At 59.1% G+C, this 22,477-nt stretch carries 14 protein-coding genes; 9 read left to right on the forward strand and 5 right to left on the reverse strand.

Annotated elements, in window-relative coordinates:
- The first annotated feature begins 433 nt into the window (after positions 1-433).
- The 3 genes from OXE05_01520 to OXE05_01530 all read left to right on the forward strand — a co-directional run bounded on the left by OXE05_01520 (position 434) and on the right by OXE05_01530 (position 6,099).
- The gene (locus OXE05_01520; protein ID MCY4435995.1) at positions 434-1,708 is read left to right on the forward strand and encodes a DegT/DnrJ/EryC1/StrS family aminotransferase; all 1,275 of its coding nucleotides are present in this window, start codon (positions 434-436) and stop codon (positions 1,706-1,708) included.
- Positions 1,709-1,879: 171 nt separating this feature from the next.
- Entirely contained in the window at positions 1,880-2,854 is a 975-nt protein-coding gene (locus OXE05_01525) for a homocysteine S-methyltransferase family protein (protein ID MCY4435996.1), read from the forward strand.
- Between the two features lie 794 nt (positions 2,855-3,648).
- The gene (locus tag OXE05_01530) at positions 3,649-6,099 is read left to right on the forward strand and encodes an FAD-dependent oxidoreductase (protein MCY4435997.1); all 2,451 of its coding nucleotides are present in this window, start codon (positions 3,649-3,651) and stop codon (positions 6,097-6,099) included.
- A gap of 416 nt (positions 6,100-6,515) precedes the next feature.
- Here OXE05_01530 and groL read toward each other — a convergent pair whose 3' ends face one another.
- Entirely contained in the window at positions 6,516-8,147 is a 1,632-nt protein-coding gene (groL, locus tag OXE05_01535) for a chaperonin GroEL (GenBank protein ID MCY4435998.1), read from the reverse strand.
- Positions 8,148-8,515: 368 nt separating this feature from the next.
- Between groL and OXE05_01540 the strand changes: the two genes are divergently transcribed.
- Positions 8,516-9,406 (forward strand): MBL fold metallo-hydrolase, encoded by an 891-nt coding sequence (locus OXE05_01540; protein MCY4435999.1) that lies wholly within the window; start codon positions 8,516-8,518, stop codon positions 9,404-9,406.
- 180 nt (positions 9,407-9,586) lie between these two features.
- Positions 9,587-10,720, forward strand: coding sequence for an N-methyl-L-tryptophan oxidase (solA, locus tag OXE05_01545; protein ID MCY4436000.1), 1,134 nt, complete (start codon positions 9,587-9,589; stop codon positions 10,718-10,720).
- Between the two features lie 296 nt (positions 10,721-11,016).
- On the opposite strand, the gene OXE05_01550 is transcribed toward solA, so the two are convergent.
- Complete coding sequence (locus OXE05_01550) at positions 11,017-12,204, reverse strand: mandelate racemase/muconate lactonizing enzyme family protein (GenBank protein ID MCY4436001.1); 1,188 nt, start codon at positions 12,202-12,204, stop codon at positions 11,017-11,019.
- Between the two features lie 399 nt (positions 12,205-12,603).
- Between OXE05_01550 and OXE05_01555 the strand changes: the two genes are divergently transcribed.
- The gene (locus OXE05_01555) at positions 12,604-13,839 is read left to right on the forward strand and encodes a hypothetical protein (GenBank protein ID MCY4436002.1); all 1,236 of its coding nucleotides are present in this window, start codon (positions 12,604-12,606) and stop codon (positions 13,837-13,839) included.
- A gap of 71 nt (positions 13,840-13,910) precedes the next feature.
- On the opposite strand, the gene OXE05_01560 is transcribed toward OXE05_01555, so the two are convergent.
- Complete coding sequence (locus OXE05_01560) at positions 13,911-14,276, reverse strand: cupin domain-containing protein (protein MCY4436003.1); 366 nt, start codon at positions 14,274-14,276, stop codon at positions 13,911-13,913.
- A gap of 391 nt (positions 14,277-14,667) precedes the next feature.
- Between OXE05_01560 and OXE05_01565 the strand changes: the two genes are divergently transcribed.
- The 3 genes from OXE05_01565 (at position 14,668) to OXE05_01575 (ending at position 17,640) form a co-directional block, all read left to right on the forward strand.
- On the forward strand, positions 14,668-15,981 hold the full coding sequence (locus OXE05_01565; GenBank protein MCY4436004.1) for a class I SAM-dependent RNA methyltransferase: 1,314 nt from the start codon (positions 14,668-14,670) through the stop codon (positions 15,979-15,981).
- A gap of 398 nt (positions 15,982-16,379) precedes the next feature.
- Positions 16,380-17,057, forward strand: coding sequence for a dephospho-CoA kinase (gene coaE, locus OXE05_01570; GenBank protein MCY4436005.1), 678 nt, complete (start codon positions 16,380-16,382; stop codon positions 17,055-17,057).
- A gap of 4 nt (positions 17,058-17,061) precedes the next feature.
- Positions 17,062-17,640, forward strand: a complete 579-nt coding sequence (locus OXE05_01575) for a DUF4126 domain-containing protein (protein ID MCY4436006.1) — start codon at positions 17,062-17,064, stop codon at positions 17,638-17,640.
- A 693-nt stretch (positions 17,641-18,333) separates the two neighbouring features.
- Here OXE05_01575 and OXE05_01580 read toward each other — a convergent pair.
- Positions 18,334-20,091, reverse strand: a complete 1,758-nt coding sequence (locus tag OXE05_01580) for a TIGR03663 family protein (protein MCY4436007.1) — start codon at positions 20,089-20,091, stop codon at positions 18,334-18,336.
- On the reverse strand, positions 20,081-22,471 hold the full coding sequence (locus OXE05_01585; GenBank protein MCY4436008.1) for a DUF2298 domain-containing protein: 2,391 nt from the start codon (positions 22,469-22,471) through the stop codon (positions 20,081-20,083). Before OXE05_01585 ends, OXE05_01580 begins: the two co-directional genes overlap by 11 nt.
- Positions 22,472-22,477: the final 6 nt, after the last annotated feature.

The raw sequence follows: 22,477 nt of genomic DNA on the forward strand, positions 1-22,477 counted from the left end.
CGGCGGCAACAGCCAGGCCTGTTCACGACTAAACGGTCTCAACGGCATCGTCACTACCTCTCTACAAACTATCCCACCACCTCACCTTGCTCCTCTTCACGCCAGTATACATCCGGTAGATCTACTTTTGAGACAGCCTCTGGGGGAGAGGGTTGGGGTGAGGGGGTCTTTTTGCTATGATGGCCCTTTACGCTGGACAGTGTCACGACGTATCAGGGCAGAATCGGTGTGCGTATGGAGAGAATTCAGGAGATCCACCCTCACCCTAGCCCTCTCCCGTCGAGGGAGAGGGAACTATTTCGCTACCGCTTGAGTTGCGCAAAGGTCTCCTCGAGGGAGAGGGAGCTTTCAGACGGTTATGCAAAGGTGTCCTCGAGGGATGTTTTCCTCCTTGCCTGAGCTATAAGAGTGTCTCAAGAAAAGAGAGTGGCCTATGACTGGACAGCTAGCGCTTGACGGCGGCGCGCCGGTGCGCACGACACCGCTACCGGGAGCGTACCCGGGCGCAACTATTATCGGTGAGGAAGAGAAGCGGGCCGTGAATGAGGTCTTGGAGCGGCGCTCGCCGTTTCGCTATTACGGTCCCGACCCGGCGTACAAAGTGAATGAGCTGGAGCAGACGGTTGCATCGCTCATCGGCATTGAGCACGCCGTGGGCGTGACTTCAGGCACGGCGGCGCTGATTGTGGCGCTCCGCGCGCTCGGCGTGGGGCCCGGCGACGAGGTGATCGTGCCTGCCGCCACCTTCTACGGTTGTGTAAACGCCGTGGTCGCGTGCCAGGCAGTGCCGATATTCGCCGACCTGGACGAAACTGTGAGCATTTCCGCCGAAAGTGTCGAGCATGTCATCACACCGCGCACACGGGCCGTGATGGTGGTGCACTGGCGCGGTGCGGCCGCCGATCTGCAGCCGTTACTCGAAGTGGGTAAACGACATGGGGTGGCTATTCTGGAGGACTGCGCCCAGTCGTTTGGCGCGCAGTATCACGGCCGGTTCGTCGGCGGGCTGGGTGACATAAACATCTTCAGCTTCCAGATGAACAAAGTGATCTCTGCCGGTGAGGGCGGCATGGTCGTCACCAATGACCCCGTCCTTCACCAACGCACCATCGCCTGCCAGGACCAGGGCACGCCCCGCAAGAGTGAAGGCGCGGACCTGGCGCCGTTCTTCGGCGAGAACTACCGCATGAGCGAGCTTACCGCGGCGGTGCTCATAGAGCAGGTGCAAAAGCTGGAGCGGCTGCGCGCGCACGTACGCCACCTCGGCGGCATCATCAAAGAGGGTGTGAGCGGCTTGCCAGGCGTACGCGTGAGGCCTTTGGCGGATACCAGGGGTGATACCGGTGTCAGTCCAGGGTTTGTCTTCGATACGGTAGAACTCTGCGCGTGGGCCAGACAGGCGCTCGCGGCGGAAGGTGTGCCGATCAAGTTTCCCTACGGCGGCGTGCCAGTCTACATGCATGAGCCGATTGTGGAAAAACGCATGTGGCACCAGGGCGCGTCGCCGTGGGACCCGCGTCTCTATGCCGGCAGTGTGGACTACGGCCCCGGCCTCTGCCCGCGGGCGGAGGAACTTATGCCGCGTGTTTGTGAATACCATCTCAGCATGGACTGGACGGAACAGGACGCGCGTGACGTTGCCGCCGGACTGCGCAAGGTCATGTCGGCGGTACCGTGCGCGTTACTGGATCCGGCGCGCGTGGCGTAGTTGCCGCGCCCAGCGCCGTTGGTGACATTTCCTCTAGGGTGCGGTTGGAAGGAGTTGCATGCAAAGAGAGCTATGATTGCGCCCCGCCTTGCGTCCTCGTGGGCGCGGCACGGCGGCGAAACTCGTTGCTTGGCGTGGGGAAGATTGACCTAGAAGGGAGAGCCAACGAAAATGGGCATCTTGCAGATGTTGGAGAAAGACGTCGTACTCGGTGATGGCGGCTACATTGTTGAACTTGAGAAGCGTGGCTATGTCATCGCTGGAGCATTCACTCCCGAACTGGCGCTGGAATACCCGAGCGCAATTCGTGAGATGCACGTCGAATTCTTGCGGGCTGGTTCGGAAGTCTTGCAGGTAATGGCATTCTACGGCAGTCGCAGCAAGCTCGAGACCGTGGGCCAGGCCGACCGGACGTTCGAGATCAATCAGAAAACTACACAGATTGCGAAAGACGTGGCCGGTGACAAAGCGCTTGTGGCCGGCGACCTGAGCGCGACGTGGAAGTGGGAAGCGGATAATCCCACCGGCAATGCCGCGATTGCCGGAATATTCGACGAGCAGATTGAGGCGCAAGAAGGCGTAGACTTCTTCATTGGTGAGACCTTCTGGCACTTGGGCGAGGCGTTGCTCTGCCTAGAGCGCATCAAGGCCAAGTCAAACTTGCCCGCCATGATTACCATGTCATTCCGCGCAACAACGGAAACGGACGACGGTTATTCCGCTGCCGACTGCGCGCGCATGCTGGCGGATGCGGGCGCGGAAATCGTCGGCGCGAACTGCATGCGCGATCCGGTGCACACGTATCCCATTCTTGAGGAGATGCGTGTTGCGACCGATGCCTACATTGCCGCCCAGCCGGTGGCGCACCGCACCAGCGACGAGGTGCCGTGGTTTACGGGTACTTCGGCGTTTCCTGACAAGCTGGAGCCGACGCAAATGACGCGCTACGAGATGGCGGACTACGCGGTGAAGGCCAAGGCCATGGGCGTAAACTTCATCGGCGCCTGTTGTGGAACGGTTGCCATGCACGTCCGCGAAATGGCCAAGGTGCTCGGCAAATTTGAAGAGGAAGCGATTTGGCAGCCGGACCCCGACAAGCCCATGAGCGAGACGGAGTTTAACTGGGAACGGCGTCAGGAGAGCTGAGCAGCCGGCCCTGAGAGCAAATGACACTCTAGGCGCCAGGAGGCGGGGGGCAAGCCCCAATGTTGTCGCATTAAACATAGTGGCGCAGAGCACCGCGCCTCATATCCCCGGTAGCGCAGGCACTTCGACAGAGCCTGTACTGAGCGCTTCGACAGGCTCAGCACAGGCCTGCCGAAGTGCTCAGGACAAGTTTGCAACCCCGTGTCACGCACGGGGCAGGCTCTGCGCCATCTTGCCGTAGCGTGGAGCGAGCACACCAGACCGCGGGGCTGGGCACAGGTTACAAACCTGTGCTACCGGTGTTCCTGCCCATCAATGCAAAAATATCAAACCACTAGGCACCAAGAGGCGGGGGACAAGCCCCAATGTTATCGCATTAGACAAAATGGCGCAGAGTACCGCGCCTCATATCCCCGGTAGCGCAGGTTTGCAACCTGCGTTCCTGTAAAGTCAATCCTTTTCGTGCCTGTTTCCCTTTGCTCTGGCGGGGGACAAGCCCCTGCGCTACAGCGGGCCATTGAAGAGCGCTCTTGCAGCGGTGGGTGCGCGCGGGCCGCATTGAGGCCCCTAGGTTCTTGCCCCCTCCGGTTCCCTCTCCTCGGGGAGAGGGCTAGGGTGAGGGGGAACGCCTCTTGCGTGGGCTATACACCAGTGCTGGCCGGGAGCGTCGTGAGGCTGCGCGGCTCGTGCAGCCGCCTGCAGACGCCCTTGGCGTTCATGCAATGAGTAAGAGTTACATCTGTCTGAAACCCCGTTCGATCCGGTAACGCAGAGCTAACAGAGGAGAGCCCACCGTGCAGTCGCATGCGCGTCTTGTCATCATTGGCGCCGGCATTGTGGGGTGCAGCGTCGCCTATCACCTCACGAAGCGCGGCTGGCAAGATATCGTAGTGGTGGATCAGGGGCCGCTGTTCGACACCGGCGGTTCGTCCTCCCATGCCCCCGGCCTCGTGTTCCAAACCAACGCTTCCAAGCTCATGACCACGCTTGCCAAGGAAACGGTTGAACTCTACGGCCGGCTTGAATTGGACGGCGAGCCCTGCTGGTACGGTGTGGGCAGCTTGGAGGTGGCGTTTACTGAGGCGCGCTGGCAGGACCTACACCGCAAGCTGGGCTTTGCCAAGTCATACGGACTAGATGCCAGCCTAATTTCTCCTCAAGAGACGCTCGACCTCGTGCCGTTGCTGAACCCCAGCGTAATCCACGGCGCGTACTTCGTCCCCAGCGACGGTATCGCTAAGCCCGTGCGCGCGGCAGAAGCGATGTCGCGCTATTCAAAAGCGCACGGTGCCGCATTCTATGGAAATACCATGGTCACCAACATCGTGGTTAAGGGCGGGCGCGTGCAAGCGGTGGAGACCACGGCAGGCCGCATTGCTGCCGACCAGGTGCTCATTTGCGCCGGTATCTGGGGGCCGCGTGTCGGGCGTATGGCGGGTGTCTCAATCCCATTGCTGCCAGTGCAGCACCAATACACGCGCACAGCTCCGTTGCCCGCTTTGCAGGGAGAGACTCGCGAGGTCGACCATCCCATCGTGCGGCATCAGGACTACGCCATGTACTTTCGCCAGGAAGGCGACTGCTACGGCATCGGGAATTACAAGCACGAACCCTTGCCGGTGGAGGCGGACGACATTCTCAGCCCCGCGGAAGCAGAGCGCGCCCCAGCCATGATGGACTTTACGCCGGAGCACTTTACGGTCGCGCGACAGGCGGCTGACGAGCTCTTCCCCGCGCTGCGCAATCTTGAGTTAACGGACGCCTTCAACGGCATGTTTTCCTTCACGCCGGACGGCCTGCCCATCCTGGGTGAAGCGCCGCAGGTAGATGGACTATGGATCGCTGAAGCGGTCTGGATTACGCATGGCGGCGGTGTGGGCAGCGTGGTTGCGGAATGGATGGCGGAAGGCATGCCGAGCCTTGATCTGCGGGAGGCGGATTACAGCCGGTTCCCGGCTCACGCGCACACGCCGGCATATGTAAGGGCCCGCGGGGCGCAGCAGTACCGCGAGGTCTACGATATCATCCACCCCCAGCAGCAGCTGGAGACCCCCCGCAACGTGCGGTGCAGTCCGTTCCACCCGCGTTTGGAAGCGCTTGGAGCCGTCTTCTTCGAGAGCGCCGGCTGGGAACGCCCGCAATGGTTTGAGGCCAATAAAGACCTCATTGCGGATGATGCTATGCCGGTAAGAACTGGCTGGGAAGCCCAACACTGGAGCCCCATTCAGGCTGGCGAACACCGTGCGACCCGCGAGCGCGTAGCCATGTATGATCTTACGGCGTTCACGAAGATAGAGGTAAGCGGTCCAGGCGCACTGGACTATCTGCAGTCCATCAGCGCGAACCAGATCGACCGCCCGGTGGGCAAGGTCGTCTACACGGCGATGCTCAACCGGAATGGCGGCATCCAGTGCGATCTCACGCTCACACGTCTCGCAAGAGACCGCTTTCTCGTGCTCACCGGCGGCGCCAGTGGGATACGGGACCTGGCATGGCTGCGCAGCCATGCGCCATCGGACGATTCGGTGACCATAGACGACGTCACGTCGGAGTACTGCGGTATTGGCTTGTGGGGGCCGCGAGCACGCGACGTATTGCAGCAGGTGTGCGCAGACAATGTATCGAACCGCGCATTTCCGTACTTCGCGAGCAAAGCGCTTTCTATCGGTACCGCACCTGCCCGCGCCTTGCGTGTTTCCTATGTCGGCGAACTGGGTTGGGAGATCTATGTCCCTACCGAGTACGGCCTGGGCACGTGGGATGCCCTTTGGGAAGCGGGACAGCACTTTGGCATGATTGCGGCCGGCGGTGGGGCGTTCGACTCGCTGCGCTTGGAGAAGGGATATCGCTTGTGGGGTGCGGACATCCACACGGATTACAATCCATACGAGGCCGGGTTGGGCTGGGCAGTGAAGCTCAATAAAGGTGACTTTATCGGCCGTGAGGCCCTCATGCGCAGCCGGGAAGCGGGCATCGAGCGGCGACTCTGCTGTCTCACTCTGGACGATCCCAGCCACGTGGTCATGGGTAAGGAGCCCATCCTCGATGGCGAGCGTGTGCTTGGTTACGTGACCAGCGCAAATACTGGGTACACCGTTGGCAAGAGCATTGCTTATGGCTATTTGCCAATTGAATGTGCCACTGAGGGAACCAGCCTAACCATAGATTACTTTGGCAGGCGGTACGAGGCTACGGTAACGGAAGAACCATTGTTCGACCCCAGTCACGCCAGGCTGCGAAGCTAGTGGTTCGACAGACTTGAATCGATGGGTGAGAGCGCCGATAGCGGAGGCCCTTAGACAGGCTGAGGGCACGTCTGCAACCCCGTGTCACGCACGGGGCAGGCTCTGCGCCATCTTTTAGTTAATTGGGCGATCGTGCCAATGCGACGAGAAGACCACAGGTTACGGACCTGTGCTACCGTTTGTCCCAAGTATCAGTACAGAGTAGTTGGGCCAGGAGAGTGCATCCTTCCGGTGTGCAGTAATTTTACAATGGAGGATGCCGACCGGATATTGGTTCGTGTTGGGGCAACGGCCTGAGAGTGAATCGGAGCTTGCTGTGAGGCAAGAGACGCCATAACGCCTCCCCAGCGGCAAAACGAAGGGGCTCCCCGATTGGGGAGCCCCTTTGCAATTCTCAGAATTGAGAACAGGTTGCCCTAGTAAGGCATCCCTTCGCCTTCGGCGGGTGCGGGTGCCGGCGGTTCAGGAATGTCAACCACCAGCGCATCCGTGGTCAGTACCATGGCTGCGACCGAAGCCGCGTTCTCGACTGCCGAGCGGGTGACCTTCAACGGGTCGATGATGCCCGACTCGATCATGTCAACATACTCAGCGGTGAGCACGTTGAAGCCAACGTTCTTATTGCGGCGGCTCTTGGCCAAGCGGCGAACCTCTTGGGCAATGACGGAGCCGTCCTGGCCGGCGTTCTGCGCGATGCGCCGGATCGGCGCTTCCAGTGCGCGGCGCATGATCGTCACCGCCACGGCTTCATCGCCGTCGAGCTTTAGGCCGTCCAGCGCGGGCAGAGCGTTGAGCAGTGCAATTCCGCCACCAGGGACGATGCCTTCCTCAACTGCAGCGCGCGTCGCCGAGAGTGCATCCTCGACGCGGTGCTTCTTCTCTTTCAACTCGACTTCGGTGGCCGCGCCCACGTTGATGACGGCCACGCCGCCGGACATCTTGGCTACGCGCTCTTCCAGCTTCTCGCGGTCGTAGTCGCTCGTAGTCTCTTCAACCTGAGCCTTGATCTGGTTGATGCGACCCTTGACTTCCTCAGAGTCACCGTGGCCCTCGACAAACGTCGTGTTGTCCTTATCGGAAACGACGCGACGGGCGCGACCGAGGTCCTCAAGCGCAACTTGGTCGAGGCGTCGACCCAGCTCTTCGGAGATCACCTGGCCGCCGGTGAGGACTGCCATATCCTGCAGCATCTCTTTGCGGCGATCGCCGTAGCCGGGAGCCTTCAGGGCGACGCAGTTCAACACACCGCGCATCTTGTTCACGACGAACATTGCCAGGGCTTCGCCCTCGACATCTTCGGCAATGACTACCAGGTTCTTCTGGCCGGCTTGCACGAATTTCTCAAGTAGCGGCAGCACGTCGTTGCCAGCGCTGAGCTTCTTGTCGGTAATGAAGATGTACGGGTCCTCGATAGAGGCTTCCATGCGGTCGGAGTTGGTTACAAAGTACGGGGAGATGTAGCCCCGGTCGAACTCCATGCCTTCCACGAATTCGACGGAAAAGCCGATTCCGCGACCTTCTTCCACCGTGATGACGCCGTCTTTGCCGACCTTGTCCATCACGTCGCCAATGAGCTCGCCAATTTCGCTATCGGCTGCGGAGATCGAGGCAACTTCGGCAACCTGGGCTCTGCCCGTAACGGGTGTGGCAATGTTCCGAAGCTCGTCGACCACGACGCGGGTGGCGTGCTCCAGGCCGCGCTTCATGATCATGGGGTTGACACCGGCAACCACGTTGCGGTGTCCCTCGGTAATGAGGGTGTGCGCCAGCACGGTCGCGGTCGTGGTGCCGTCACCGGCAATGTCGTTGGTCTTGCTGGCTGCTTCCTTGATGAGTTGGGCGCCGACGTTCTCGAGCCCATCCTCAAGTTCGATTTCCTTGGCGACAGTGACACCGTCGTGGGTAACGACCGGTGCGCCGTACTTCTTGCCCAGTGCTACGTTGCGCCCCTTGGGACCGAGAGTAGACTCGACCGCGTCGGCCACCTTCTCGATGCCGCCCATTAGCGCGCGCCGGGCTTCTTCATTCAGTACTACCTGCTTTGCCATTGGCGTAGAATTCTCCTTCTGCGTGATTTACACCAAATACACCGCGCACTTTGCTACGGTGTTCGCTTAAGTATAGCCTCCTGCTGTTCTTGAAGTCAAGTCAGTGCATGTATTTTCAGACTATGTTCGCGTAGTTGTGAAGCTTCTTGCTGCATTTCCATAACCGTCATTTGTAGCTGAACGTTTAATTCGTGTAATTTTGTGCCGCGCTTGCGCAGGCAGTTGTATTGAGGATTCTTGGGATGACGCATGCCTTAGGGCAGCACCGTGCCGAATCGGGGTATCATTCAGCAGGACGCACGTAGCCAGCGCCAATGAGCGGAGTGTCAAACCGGACACCGTTTCCGGCGCAGAGAGGCAGAGCCGACATGTCACTTCGACTTACCCTGCTTGGCACCGGAACGCCAACCCCCTCCCTGGAACGTGCAGGTTGCAGCTTCCTGGTGGAACGAAGAGGCGATTCGCTGCTATTCGACTGTGGGCCCGCGGCCGTACAGCGTCTCTTAGCGATGGGAGCAGCGCCTGCGAAAATTACCCATGTCTTCTTAACCCATCTGCACTATGACCACTGCATGGATTACGGCTACCTGGTTCTCACGCGCTGGGATCAAGGCGCTGGGCAAATACCCGATCTGAAGGTCTATGGTCCCGAGGGTATCGGGCACATGACACACCTGCTCTTTGGCGAAGAGGGCGCTTTTCAGGCGGATCTCGCCGGCCGCACGCTCCATCCGGGCAGTCACTTGATCTACGAACACCGGGGCGGCGAACTCCCACGCCAGCGCCCCGCGCCGCAGGTGGGGGAGGTGGATGCCGGGGCGCAAATCGATGGAAACGACTGGCAGGTGCAGGTTGCAGACATGGTCCATTGCCAGCCGTACCTCAAGTCGGTGGCGTATCGATTCAATAGCCCTGAGGGATGCATCGTGGTTTCGGGTGACACGGCCCCCAACGCGCAACTCGTGGCACTGGCACGCGGCGCAAACGTGCTCTTGCACATGTGCCACTTTCTGAATGGCGTTGAAACGGACCCGCGCATAACTTCGTCGTGCTCGGGACATCTTGACGCCGCGCGCACGGCAGCTCAAGCAGGTGTTGAGAAACTGGTGCTGATCCACCTGACCGAACAGATTACGCGGCCCGGTATCAGGGAACGCATGATTGCCGAGGCGGCAGAGGTCTTCGGCGGCACGATAATTCTCGGTGAGGACTTGATGGAGATACCGCTGGACCCAATTCGACCTGAGCCAATACTCTAGAGGAAAGACTGCTGCTGCCAGCGCCGGAATTGCACCTATGCACGATGCCGGTGAGTTGGTCGTGTTGAGGGAGTGTGCGAGACGTAGCCTCGTGAACGGCTCCATGAGTACACTGAGAGAGAGGCGCTACGAACGGTGATTTGCTCTTGTATCGACGAAATCGGGCAAGGATGAGAGAGAATGAAGGCAGAGCACTTTGACACAATTGTCGTAGGCGTAGGGGGCATGGGGAGTGCTGCCGTCTACCACTTAGCGCGGCGCGGCGAGCGAGTCCTCGGACTGGAGCAATTCGACATTCCCCACGATATGGGGTCGTCGCACGGCGTAACACGCGTCATTCGGCTCACGTATTTCGAGCACCCTTCATACGTGCCGCTGCTGGCGCGGGCATACGCGCTCTGGCGCGAACTCGAGCAGGCCGGCGACGAGCAGTTGTTGTATATCACGGGCTCTATCGATGCCGGTGCGCCTGACTCGTTCGTTGTCGAGGGTTCGATGAATTCCTGCGAGGAACACGAACTGGCACACGAGGTGCTGACAAGTGCGGAGTTAACGCAACGATTTCCGGGATTCAACCTCCCGCCGGAGATGATGGCCGTGTGGCAGCCGGATGGCGGGTTTCTGCTGCCGGAGCGCTGCATCGTGCACCACGTGCTGCAAGCACAAGCGTTGGGCGGGGAAGTGCGAGCGCGTGAAGCCGTAGTCGATTGGAAGGCAGATCAAGGAAGCGTGACCGTCCGCACCACCCGCGCCACCTACACTGCCAAGCGACTAATCTTCACTGCCGGCGCCTGGAGCCAGTCCCTGCTTGCGCGGCTGGGCCAGAACGCCGTGCCTGAACGCCAGGTCATGGGGTGGTTCCAACCGGCGCAACCGGAGCTGTTCAACCGGGAACGCTTCCCGGTTTTCAACTGTCTTGTGCCGGAAGGGCATTACTACGGCTTCCCAATTCACGGCATTCCAGGATTCAAGATTGGGAAGTACCACCACCTTTTGCAGCAGACCGCGCCGGACGACGTGGACCGCGAATGCCACCTTGAAGATGAGGAAGCACTGCGTGCTTGTACACAGAATTACCTTACCGGGGGCATGGGAGCTACGCTGGCATTGAAGACGTGCATGTTCACCAATACGCCGGATGGACATTTCATCATGGACCATCATCCGGAACATGCCAACGTGGTGATTGCGGCGGGCTTCTCCGGCCACGGCTTCAAGTTCTGCAGCGTGGTGGGAGAGATAGTCGCTGAGATGGCGCTAGACGGCGAGTCGCGGCACGATATTGGGATGTTCGGCCTCAATCGCTTTGACTGAGGAAGCACGGCTCTCGGTCAGGAAGGCATTGGGAAACTCTGGAGTGCGGGAGAAATTGGCCCGGAGCGGTTACGGTTTCCCCTCAGCCCGGCCCTCTCCCCAGGGAGAGGGAGTCCTATCGCCTGCTGCTCGGATTGCTCATTGGTCTCCACGGACAAAGGAGGCACTCTTGCCGCAAAGCCTGAGTGTCATTCAGTTCTCAGCAGGGCAGAAACATCCGCAAGTTCCAACGCTTTTGCCAGATCCGCTGCAACTATTGAAGATGCTCGAGTTTTGAACAAGCCTGCGCGAGTATCTTATTGCGGTCCGTATTGAGTAACCACTGCCTCGTCTACCTCGATACCCAGACCCGGCCGTTGTGGAATCAACACCGCCCCGTCATCCTCCAGGGTGAAGGGTTCACGCAGCAGCGTATCGCGCAAGGGGTTGGGATTGCGATCAAACTCCAGCATCGGTTCATTGAGGGCAGGCAACGGATTCGCCGAATGCGGGCTGGGCGGCAAAGACGCGATGAAATGCAGCGCGGCGGCCAGGGCGATACCGGACCCCCAGACGTGCGGATATACCTGAACGTCGAATGTGCCGGCGAGGGTAGCAATCTTGACGGCTTCCGAAATACCGCCCGTCCCACAGATGTCGGGTTGCGCGATGTCTATACAGCCATCAAGGATGAGGTCGCGGAAGCTGAATCGCGTGTGCTCGCACTCTCCGCCCGCGATGGCAAGGTCGAGGGTCTCGGCGACCTGGCGGTACCCCCTGCGGTCTTCGGGAATAACCGGTTCTTCAAACCACAGGGTATCTTCTTCCTCTAAACCACGGCCCACCTTGATGGCGATGTGCGGCGGATAGGCATGGTTGGCGTCCACCATGTAGGGAAAGCGTTCACCGCTGGGGGCACAGGCATCGAGCGCGCGCCGCGCAGCCTTAACGCGGGCAAGGTCTTCGGCCACCGAGAGCAAGCCGACTTTGATCTTGAGTGCGCGAAAGCCCGTGGCGGCGTGCCGCTCGACTTCCGCCGCCAAAGCTCCGGTATCGGCCCAATTTTCCGGGCCACCCTTGTAGTAGCCACCGGTTGCATATGCCTTCACCCGGTCGCGATACGCGCCGCCAAGCAGGGCATGAATTGGCTGCTCCAGCGCTTGGCCCGCAATGTCCCAGCACGCGATGTCCACGCCACTGATTGCTTCTACGGCGGTCCCCTGTCGTCCCCAATCGCGAATGTGCGCGTAAAGTTTCTCCCAGATGACGTCCATGTGCAATGGATTCATGCCCATAATACGGGGTGTAAGGACGTGGTCGATCATGGCAGCTACCGGTTCCGGCGCGCCCCAGAGGCCTGCTTCTCCCCAACCGACCAGACCGGCGTCCGTCTCGATGCGCACGAGGCAACTACTGCGTTCGGAAAAGGACTCTTGAGAGGCGTAGAAGCCTTGATCGCCAAGTGGACTCTTCAGCACGTAGCTGCGAACGTCAATAATTCTCATAGGTTCTTTACCTCGAAGACTGTGTTGAGATTAGCTTCATTATACCGACTTTCAATAGTTATCCGGCATACGTCCGCTGCGATGCCTCTTTGATACGGATGACGGATGTTTCCGGATAGGGCAGTATCAGATTCGAGAAGCCATCTTTGATTGACGCGCCTACGTTACAATATGGGAGGACATGAGAGCAATCGATTCGTGCGGTGGGAGTGGCGGCAGACTCAAGTTTCCACCGAGGTTCGGACCGCGCGGAGCGGCTTGCATGTGTGAGTGGCATTCGGCAGGTGCGGTTGTGGCAGGGCCAAGGGGAAGAGTCGCAGGTTGCAAACCTGCGCTACTGGAGGGAACAAGAAGCAGAGCCATGGATACACTCTGGGGCAAGATGCATAGGAGATTGTTGTGGCGATAATGCGTGATCCTCTCACAGTCGCGCGCTCGATCGGCGACCGCTTTGTTTCCTGGCAAGGCACCATCGGGCGGCCTGACCCGGAAAAGTGCCCGTTCGTCACGACCGGTGGCAGCTTCGGTCCCACGCATGCCCACTCGCCGCCGTACTTGGCGCAAGCACTCTATCGACTCTATGAGCGCACCAACGAAGTGTGTTACAAAGAAGCGGCAGACCGCTATGCGGTCTTTTCTTTCAGCTTCATGCGCGATCCGGTACCCCCGGTGGCCGACCGGCAGCGCAATCTGCGGCTGAGCCAGAGGATGGAGCGGGATCCCACGAGCGTCGGCGATCCGCGCACTGTGAATAACCTCTTCAGTCGCTCTTGGATGCAGGGTGTCGGCCTGTGGTGCTACGGTGAGTTTCGTACTCACAACCCGCATGAGGTCTGTTTTGACGCCCGCGCCGACTCGTTATTTGACTACTTGCAGCAACACCGGACTGACCGGGGCCACGCGTACAACATCGGATACCCGCCATCTAATTGCCAGGACCCCGCCATCACCGACGGCGCCTTCACCGACGACTTGCGGTGGGTCGGCATGGGGCTGGTGCACTACTACGAGCAGACTAAGCGAGATGACGTGCTGGCTTCGGCGGTGCGCTTGGCGGACTACTATCTCCGTCTCCACGAGCCGGGATCGCCGGACGGCGCTTTTGTCGATGGACTGGGTACCTGGTGCATTGGGCCGTGGCCGACGGAGATTGCCGCCGAGCACTTTCCCAGCGTACGGATGGATGAGACCGGCTGGGGTTTCTCGGCGTGGGGAGCGGTGGAATTCCTCTCGCGATTGCACACGTGTCTGCCGGTAGACCATCCGCGCGAGGCCGTGATGCGCGACCGCTGCACCCGCTCGGTGGAGTGGCAGTTCTCCTGTCAGTTTCCGGATGGCGCCGTCGGCATGCACATGCAGGACGACCATTGGTTGGGCATGACTGCGGCGGCAATAATGGCCTACGATCACATTCGCGCGGTTGGCTGGATGGACGAAGGCCTTGAAGAGCGTCTGGCCCCAAAGATTGCGGCTGCCAAGGAGTGGCTGCTCGCGAACGCGACGGAGGAGTTTATCGACCAGGGCGGATATCGCAAAATAACAGGCAGAACGACGCCCCACCCGCCTGAAAACTTGGCCTGGTTGCTTGGTTGGACGGTTGAAGCGCTGCTGCGGATTGAGGCTGAAGCACTTTGAGACGTGGACGCAAGGTACAAGAACAGGAGCCGGTGGAGTTCACGCTTACCGGGATAGTGCGCTACAGCGTATTACAACTCTCCTGCCGGTGCGCCCCAGATCAGGAGCAGCTTCAGCGTTTCGTCGCCGGTGTTGCGGAAACCGTGGTCAACCCCGGGAGGAGCCATGACGGCGTCTCCCGGCCGGACCGTCAGTTCTTGTCCATTCATCCACATGACGCCCTGACCCTCGATGAAGTAGTAAAACTCCTCCAGCGCGTCGTCGCCGTCGTGGCTATGGGATCCCTCACTCGCGCCCGGCGGCAGTTCCCATATCTCGACGCGGACGGGCAGCCGCGCGGTGTCCCGGAAGAATCTCCGGCGCGTGATCACACCGTCCCCGTCGTGGATGGCGGGCGTGTCCATCACGTCCGCCGATTCGCTCTGCTTCCATGCCATCCCGCAACCTCCGAGCCTAATGGTTTGGGGTACAGTATAGCGCTCTCCATGCCGCGCCACACGGCGTGAGAGACCTGGGGGGTTCGATGCCGGAGAGGGTCGAAGGATTGGCAATGAGGACGCGGTACCGGTCGCTGCTGATCGCAAAGCAACTATGGTTGGCCTAGTCTGCCTGAACGACGCCGTTGTCAAATTCAATATCGATGAATGCGCTGCTCTCCTGGTTTAATTAGTTTAGTTCTGTAGGGAAGTTCCGATGATCGGCCTGGCACGTAGCGACTTCGTAGTGAAACCGGGTGAATGGCGGCGCTCGCAACAAGACCGACTATTATTCGTCAACCCACGGCTCGCATGGGGCCGTTAGAGAGGGTGCATTAAGAAATGGAAATCAATGAGTCGCGGTCGTAAGATTCGGGAACGCGAACCGGTGGAAGTGACGCTCACCGGTATGGCGCATCGTGGCCCGGCGGTGGGCCGCATCGACGGCAAAGTAGTCTTTGCATTCTATGGTATACCCGGGGAGCGCGTGAAAGTACAACTGGAACGGAGGCGCAAGAAGTATCTGCAGGCGCACGTGGTAGAAGTGCTTGACCCTTCGCCGGATAGAGTCGAACCGATCTGTACGTACTATGGGTCCTGTGGCGGCTGCCAGTGGCAACACATGGACTACGCGGCGCAGGTGCGCCTCAAGCAGCAGGTGGTAGAAGAGCACTTCGCCCGGATTGGTAAGCAGCCGGTTGCTATAGACGCTGTGCACAGGCCTCAGAATCCGTGGGAGTATCGTTACGGCTGCGAAATCGCCCTTTCGCGGGAAGCGGGCTTTCGGCAGCGCGGCAGCCGGCGCGTCGTCGAGGTCGAACATTGTGCAATCAGCCATCCACTCATCTCCAAGTTGCTGGCAACGCTCAACGAGATGATCCGTGACGGCAGGATTCCCGATCTATGGGGAAAGAACTGGGTGGAGACCCGCGTCATTCCTCAAGGTGGCGCCGCAAAGTTAGCGCTGATCCTGGAAGGCGTGCGCAATGTTGACCTGGATGCGGAACCGGAACTCGGCGCTGTGCTGGACGCCCTCACCACAATTCCGGAGGCTATGAGCGTCTCCTATCGGACTCCAAGCGGTGCAGTGGAACCCTTTGCCGGACCGGCCATGGTGGGTATTGAGATCATGGGAAAGACGATTCAATTTCCGCCCGGCGCTTTCTTTCAAGCAAGTGTAGAGATGTTGCCTCTTGCCATCTCCCGCATGCGGACTTTGGCGGCAGTCCAACAAAGTGAGACCGTGCTCGATCTCTACTGCGGGGTCGGGATATTCGGTCTTTTCATGGCGGCAGACGCCCGGCACGTCATTGGTATCGAAGTGGACAAGCAAGCCATCGAAGCGGCCCGGCAAACTGCACGGCATTGGAGGTTGCAGAACATCGACTTTAGGGGCTTGCCTGCCGAAAAGGTAACGGAAGACTTGCCGGACGTTGATGTTGCCATTGTTGATCCGCCGCGCACCGGCATGGATCCCCGTGTGCTCCATGCAGTGGCCGGCAGCGCCCCGAGCCGGATAGTTTATTTGTCGTGCGAACCGTCCACGCTCGCGCGTGACACAGCGCTCTTGCATGAAGAGGGATACCGCGTCGCACGATTGGAGCTTTTTGATTTCTTTCCGCAAACGTACCATATTGAAAGCCTGGCACTTTTTCGGCGTCACTAGAACTCATCTCATCAATACATCGCTCCGCGTACACTTGCCCTTCGACAGGCTCAGAGCCTGCCCCGTACTCGATACGGGGGCAAACGGAAAAGGTAAATCCCGTTCGTGCTGAGGGCTACGCGAAGCCTGCTGCGCGAAGCCCTTGTCGAAGCACAATGCGGGTTATCGAGTCGACTCATGAGATAGTTTCTAGATTCCTCGGTATGTCTGCTAGAGTGTAGCGCGGGGGCTTGTCCCCCGCTCGGGATGTTGTGCGCTGGTGCGGAGTGGATGCCTTCTCGCATGACAGGGAAGGCCAGTCTGCTGGATCGTCAAGACTAGCCAGCGAGGAGGCCGGACGAGAAGTAGCGCGGCGTACGGTTTAGTGGGTAGTATGTGCGCTTGAGGAGGACGTCTCCATGCCGGGTGGCCTGCAGGACACGGACAGGCAACGGCAATCGCCAGTGATCGGCATTACAGGCAACATCGGTACCGGCAAAAGCACAGTCACAAAGATCCTTGCCGAGCAGGGTGTGTACGTAATCGACGCCGACCACGTCGTGCATGCGCTTTACGCCGACCCGCACAGTGCCCTTGTGGAGGCCGTCGCCGATGAGTTTGGTGGGAGCGTCCTGGCGCAAGATGGTACGCTTGATCGCACGGCCCTGGCGAGAGTAGTATTCGAGGACTCTGCGGCGCGAGGTACGCTTGAGTCGCTCGTTCACCCGGCGGTCGTGGCCGAAGTGCAAGAGGAACTGGACGGGAAGTCGCCACAAACGCCTTGCGCCATTGAGGCCATCAAGCTGATAGAAAGCGATTTGGTTACGATGTTGGACGCAGTGTGGATTGTCGAGGCCACGCCTGAATTGCAGCGAGCGCGTCTCCGGGCCAAAGGTATGCCTCGCGGCGAAGCGCAACGTCGTTTAGACGTTCAGTCTACGTCTGAGGAGAAGATCGCTCACCTGAGACGGAAGCGCGGCGCGACATTCCCGGTCATGAGCATTAAGAATACGGGATCACTCGCCGAATTAGCTTCAAACGTGCAAAAGGCGTGGGAAGCCACACAATCAATGTTTCGCGCTACCGAGGAGTCGTAACAGCATGCCTTGGACTGCACTCGGTCTTACGTTTGCTGCCGGCCAGAACCCGTATGCAGCTCTGTTTCTTCTGGCGGTGTTGGCTCGGTCCGACAACGTAGACATTCTGCTGCATGCTCCCTTCGCATTCCTATCCCACACTGCCACTATTGGCGTCCTGTTCGTGCTTGCCGGGGTACAGGTGTTTGCCGACAAGCATCCGCGCTGGAGGCGTACGGAAGCACTGACCGGCTTGGTCGCCCGACCGCTCAGCGCAGCCATGATCGTGCTTAGCCTCATCGGCTCGACGGATACTGGCGTGTTGCTTTGGGTGGTGGTGGCAATTGTAGTTGCTCACGCCAGTCACTTTTTCCGCGTCCGCTTACGCCGCCAGCTTGCCGACAAAATGGCGGGGATGGGGTATTTTCTCGCAAGCCTTTCGTTGGATAGTGCCGCACTGATTACGGGACTGCTTGCCATTCTCGCGCCGGTCGTCGGCGCGGTGTTGGGCGCGTCTGTATTCGCCAGCTCGGCAGTGCTTTCCCTGCGAATGCAATTCAATGCGGGTGAATCTGGCCAGCCGAAACTCCCGAACCAGTCCTAACAAGCTGCTACATGCCGGCGCCCCCTTTTTTTGGCGCGCCACCTGGGTGCCTTACCTATGAAGGAACAACCTCTGACGTAGACGCGATAGAGTTGGGGGCATTCAGAAGGGCTTCCCACAGCCGCATGTACGCGGTTCCACAATCCGCTCTGCTGGAGACCGGCGCAACGTCCTCAAAGCTGAGAAAGAGTTCCCCTTTACGCCGGGAGTAAGCAAGGGTGAGGGTGAGTTCACGGCAATCCAGCCCATACTCACCGGTTTCGCGCAGTTAACGCACAGGTCTCCTCAGGGAAGGGAAACTGAATTGGCAAGAATACCCTCTCCCCAGGAAGCTTTCTCATAAGTCGACTCAATAAGCCTAACCGTGCTTCGACAAGGGCTTCGCGCAGCACTCAGCACGAACGGATTATTGCCTGTTACGTTCGCCCTGAGCCTGTCGAAGGGCAAGTCTACACGGAGCGATGTATTTCTGAGACGGTCTCCCAGGGAGAGAGTAATCCTTTCGCCTCCGGCCGAAGTTACGCAAAGCCTGCTCTGAGCTTGCCGAGGAGCTTGGCCCGTGCCCCTGAGATACGGGAGTTTCCGGTGGAAGAGGGTGAGGCTTTTCCCTGTTCACGATACGGGGTGAGGGGAAACACTCGAAATCCAGGCCATTCTCATGCACCAGGATGACGGAAAGCCTTTCTGTGAAGTCTAGAGCAGTTGTACCAGATCGCCCCGTACGAAGAAATAGAAGTCCTGCGAGCCGATGGGTTTGGGCATTTTGCGGCTTACCAGCCACGCCGTGAAGTTTCTGCGGGTCGTGTCATTGGTGATGAAGTCCAGTATGAACGTCGGGCGTAATTCCCGGTACAGGTCTTCGGGGAACCACCACCGCAATTTATAGCGGAACGGTACGTAGTTGCTGAGGTGTTCGCGCGCGTTTTCGACCTCGCTGGCAGTCACGATCACGAATGCCGCCTCGCCCGGATCGCCGATCTTGGATATGTAGCCTACGTTTCTATAGTCGCGGAGATACCACGCAAACGGCCAGGAATCTTCATTGTCTACAATGCCAACGATTTCAGTATTGGTTGTGAGCTTGCGAGACATCTGCTCAATCTGCGCTGCCACGAATGGTACATCTGGGGTCGTCTGCACGTACACCAGCAAGTCGCGCGGCGTATCGCCATGCGCAAATGCCAGTGGCAGGCCGGTATGCAAGGCGTAGACGCCAATGAGGAGAAAGAGGGTGAGAGCAACACGATGCCGGCGTATACCATTGGGCTCGGCGAACTTCTGTCCCAGGAATCGTGAGACCAACAAGATACCTGGCAGCGAAAGGTGCAGCACGAGCCAGGGCATGCGCTCGCCGGCAAGGGAATAGAGCACGACTGCTCCCACGAACCAGAAGCAAAGGAAGCGATCAGTCAGGCTCCCTCGGCGCGTGAGAAACCAGAGCGCCGGCAGCGCAAACACCGCCACGATGAGTTCATAAAGGGGCACCTGCATGAAGTAGTACCAAATAGGTTGGTTGCCCCGGCTCACGTCTTGTTGAGCCAGCCAGTACTCAAGCGCCTTGATTACGCCGCTTGCAAAGTCCTGGGGATGGGTGTAGAACGCGGTAAAGAAGGTAACGAACACCAAGAGAAACGTCACAATTCCGGCAATAAGCAGCCGCCAATCGCTCCACAGATCGGCGAGCGCGCTCTTCACTGATTCATGGCTGGGCAGGCGTCCGGCAAGACCGGGCGTAAACTGCTCTTGCAAGAAGCGGACCACGATGAAGGCTGCAAAGATTGCCACCGTAATGTAGGTGTTTTCCTTGGTGGCCAATGAGAGCGCCACCGCGCTTGCTCCCAGATAGATGTACTCTCGGTGTCTGGTATGCAGCCACCCAAAGAGCGCCAGCAGGATGAGCATCGTCCATGCCACCACGTAGATGTCATTGCGCGCGAATCGTGAAAAGTAGAGCAACGGTGGCGAAATTGCCAGGAGTACCGCGGCGAGCACCATGCCGCCCCGTCCCAGGTAAGGCTTAAGGGGGAAGACCAGCAGCACGGAGATCACGCCAAAGAGTGCCGGTCCAAAGCGCGCTACGGCGTCGCTAACGCCAAAGAGGAAGAACATGAAGGCGGTGAAGTAAAACTGGAACGGTCCGTGCAACACCGGATTGTAGCGATAATCGAATGAGCGGTAGATGTCCCACGCAAAGCGGGCATGCATGCTCTCGTCATGGTGCAAGGCGCGCGTGCCCAGATCCCAAAAGCGAGTGAATACGACAAACACCAGCACCGCAAGAAAAACGAGCAATTGCCAGCGGCAGAGTCCGAAGGGGGTTTCGGCGCGCAGCCACGTCGCGATGGCCGGCCAATCGGCTACCACCGGGTCCGCAGGAGGACGTGACTTGCGCGATCGAGACGTGCTCGGTTTCGCTTGCGCCCCGGTTGGGGCTGCTTTCTTAGTTGACATTGGCTTTCAGCACATACACGTCGCCGCTCTGAAACACGACGGGGAACCAGTTGAGAAGGTGATCCACGTCCTGGCCGTACAATTGCCGCTCCCAGTCACCTACGAAGATATAGTCAGCGTCATATTTGCGCAAGAGCGCCTCCGCACCATCTCTTGGCGCGGTCACGTAGAACAGCTGGAGATCGTTCTCACGTTCGAGAACAAGCTTGAAGTCATTGCGCCAGAGGTTCTCGTGCTGCCGCCACCCTAGCACCGTCTGCAATCCCGTAAACGCCGCTACCCGGCTGTACAGACTATATTCCTGGCCGGAAGCTTCTACTACCACGCTATCTGACGCGGCATTCTCCTGCAACCACGCTATTGCCGCCACTTCGTCGGCATGATCGCGGGCATAGAACTTGGTGCCGTCCAAAGTCGGCGGCTCGCGTTGAAATGACGCAAAGATAGGCGCAGTAAGGGCGCTGTAATAGAAACCGCTGAGCACGAGCAATATCGTGACGGCGCGAAATGCCCAACTCAACGGACGTTGCCTCTCCCGCAGCCAGATTCTCGCATAGTAGATCGCGAAAGCCATTACCGGCGCGAGAAGAGTCCAGACTTGAAAGTAGAGCTTGAAGACGGTGTTCATGCGCATGTTCGGCGGGCCGTAGAAATCCTTTACATAAAGTATCTCGCTCGTCAAGACGAGGAGTGCGGCTAGTCCGATCATACCCAGCACCAGGGGCAACGGGTCACTGTAGTCACGCCACCAGAGTAGAATGCCGATCCCTGCCACGAGGCTCAGGGCAATGATTGCCAAAGCAGCCGTATCGAAGAGCCGCGCGAGCAGCAGCGTTATGGCGACCCAACCAAGGATCCAAAGCGCGTAAGGTGGATAGAACTCCCTGCGTGCCTTGGGTTCCGGTGCGGGGGTGGGGGGCTGCTGCGAGCCACTGTCTGCACGGCGGCGCTGCTGTCGTGCCTTCCGCCCTCGCGGTTGGGACTTACGTGCTGAGGATTCCGGCATGATGCGACGCAAAGTGGTCTGAATGCCAGTTATCGTCAGGAGCACGCCTATAGGCACCAGGAAGATGCCAAACAAGGTGAAGAACTGGCCGACGTCTGACCGGTAGGGCACCAGGCCGATTCCCTGCGCAGGCGGATCAAAGGTGAGGTAGAACGGTGCATAGAGCACCACGGCCAAAACACCGGTGGCGCCTACCCAAATGAGCGCGTTTCTCCACTGCGTCCACTCGCCTCTTACGCGAAGCGAAAGAAGCACGAACGCTGTTAGCAGTACAAAATAGGTGGGAAAGTCCCACGAATTCAGGAAGTATAAACCGCCGAAGATGATTGCACTGAGCACGACACGGCTGACTCTCGCGACGGTAAGCACCGCCAAGATGGATTTCCAATCTGGAGGGAATGACAGGGGCACAGGCGGGTAGTCAGGTCTTGCATACCACGTGAGCGCCGTGAAGACGGCGAGCAGGGCGAAGGGCAGCGCCATGACGTGCGGATGCATGTCGCCCAAGATGAAGCTGAATGCCGGGAACTCATTGATCGTGTAGTCAAGCAGCGTATCGCCTTCCACGCGTTGGACCACACGGGTGGCATTCCAGCCAATGCCGAACCAAAACCCTTGACGGAGTATTTCCGGCTCGGTTAAGGCTTTCCAGATAGTGAAGAGATTTCCGATGAAGAGGAGCAGGAATACGGCAAAGAGACCGGTGAGCGTTCCTTTGCGCGGCTCGACGATCCCACCTGCGGCTTGGAAAAACTTAACCAGGCTGTAGCCAATGCCGTAGGCACCCAGTCCACTCAGGGCAAAGAAGAGCGCCAGCGCCAAATTATAGGTGATCGCTGAGGGAATAAAGGTGAGTCGGGTGAGAAACGCCACCATGAGGTAGCCGAAGTAGTAGTAGTTGATGGTAAGTCCCGCGGCCCAGGCATCGTGGGGAGGGAAAGAGGTCGATTGGAGGATGCTATTCACCATCATGAAGTCCATGAACTTCTCGGTGCCCATGAGTTCGGGGGCATATTGACGCAGTACCGCGTATCCACACAGGAGTACGAAGAACAGGACTTCTGCGACATACAACTGATGCCCAACGGCCTCACGTACGTCTTGCCAGCGCCAATGGGAGCGGCGCACAATGACCGCCGAAAGTGCGCTGAGGAGGACGAGGACGACGATGAGCGCCCACAGTGTATTCGGTAAGATGCGCAGCGACATCAGAAGCCAACCGACGAAGCCGAAGAGAAGAATGCCAAGGGTCTTTGCGAACGGGTATCCGCCCATTGGCATGTGTCGGAAGAGCAGCCAGGTAAGAGGAAATGTCACCAGGCAGATGACTTGCACCGCAAGCCACCAAAGCAGTATGTACCCTAAGGTTGTCACCGGTGT

This window comes from Chloroflexota bacterium, from assembly GCA_026710945.1.
Taxonomy (GTDB): domain Bacteria; phylum Chloroflexota; class UBA11872; order VXOZ01; family VXOZ01; genus VXOZ01.

Coding starts and splice junctions, on each gene's coding strand:
- OXE05_01525 (MCY4435996.1), top strand. CDS start 1,880: ATGGGCATCTTGCAGATGTTGGAGAAAGACGTCGTACTCGGTGATGGC.
- OXE05_01580 (MCY4436007.1), bottom strand. CDS start 20,091: ATGTCAACTAAGAAAGCAGCCCCAACCGGGGCGCAAGCGAAACCGAGC.
- solA (MCY4436000.1), top strand. CDS start 9,587: ATGAAGGCAGAGCACTTTGACACAATTGTCGTAGGCGTAGGGGGCATG.
- coaE (MCY4436005.1), top strand. CDS start 16,380: ATGCCGGGTGGCCTGCAGGACACGGACAGGCAACGGCAATCGCCAGTG.
- OXE05_01575 (MCY4436006.1), top strand. CDS start 17,062: ATGCCTTGGACTGCACTCGGTCTTACGTTTGCTGCCGGCCAGAACCCG.
- OXE05_01520 (MCY4435995.1), top strand. CDS start 434: ATGACTGGACAGCTAGCGCTTGACGGCGGCGCGCCGGTGCGCACGACA.
- groL (MCY4435998.1), bottom strand. CDS start 8,147: ATGGCAAAGCAGGTAGTACTGAATGAAGAAGCCCGGCGCGCGCTAATG.
- OXE05_01565 (MCY4436004.1), top strand. CDS start 14,668: ATGAGTCGCGGTCGTAAGATTCGGGAACGCGAACCGGTGGAAGTGACG.
- OXE05_01550 (MCY4436001.1), bottom strand. CDS start 12,204: ATGAGAATTATTGACGTTCGCAGCTACGTGCTGAAGAGTCCACTTGGC.
- OXE05_01560 (MCY4436003.1), bottom strand. CDS start 14,276: ATGGCATGGAAGCAGAGCGAATCGGCGGACGTGATGGACACGCCCGCC.
- OXE05_01540 (MCY4435999.1), top strand. CDS start 8,516: ATGTCACTTCGACTTACCCTGCTTGGCACCGGAACGCCAACCCCCTCC.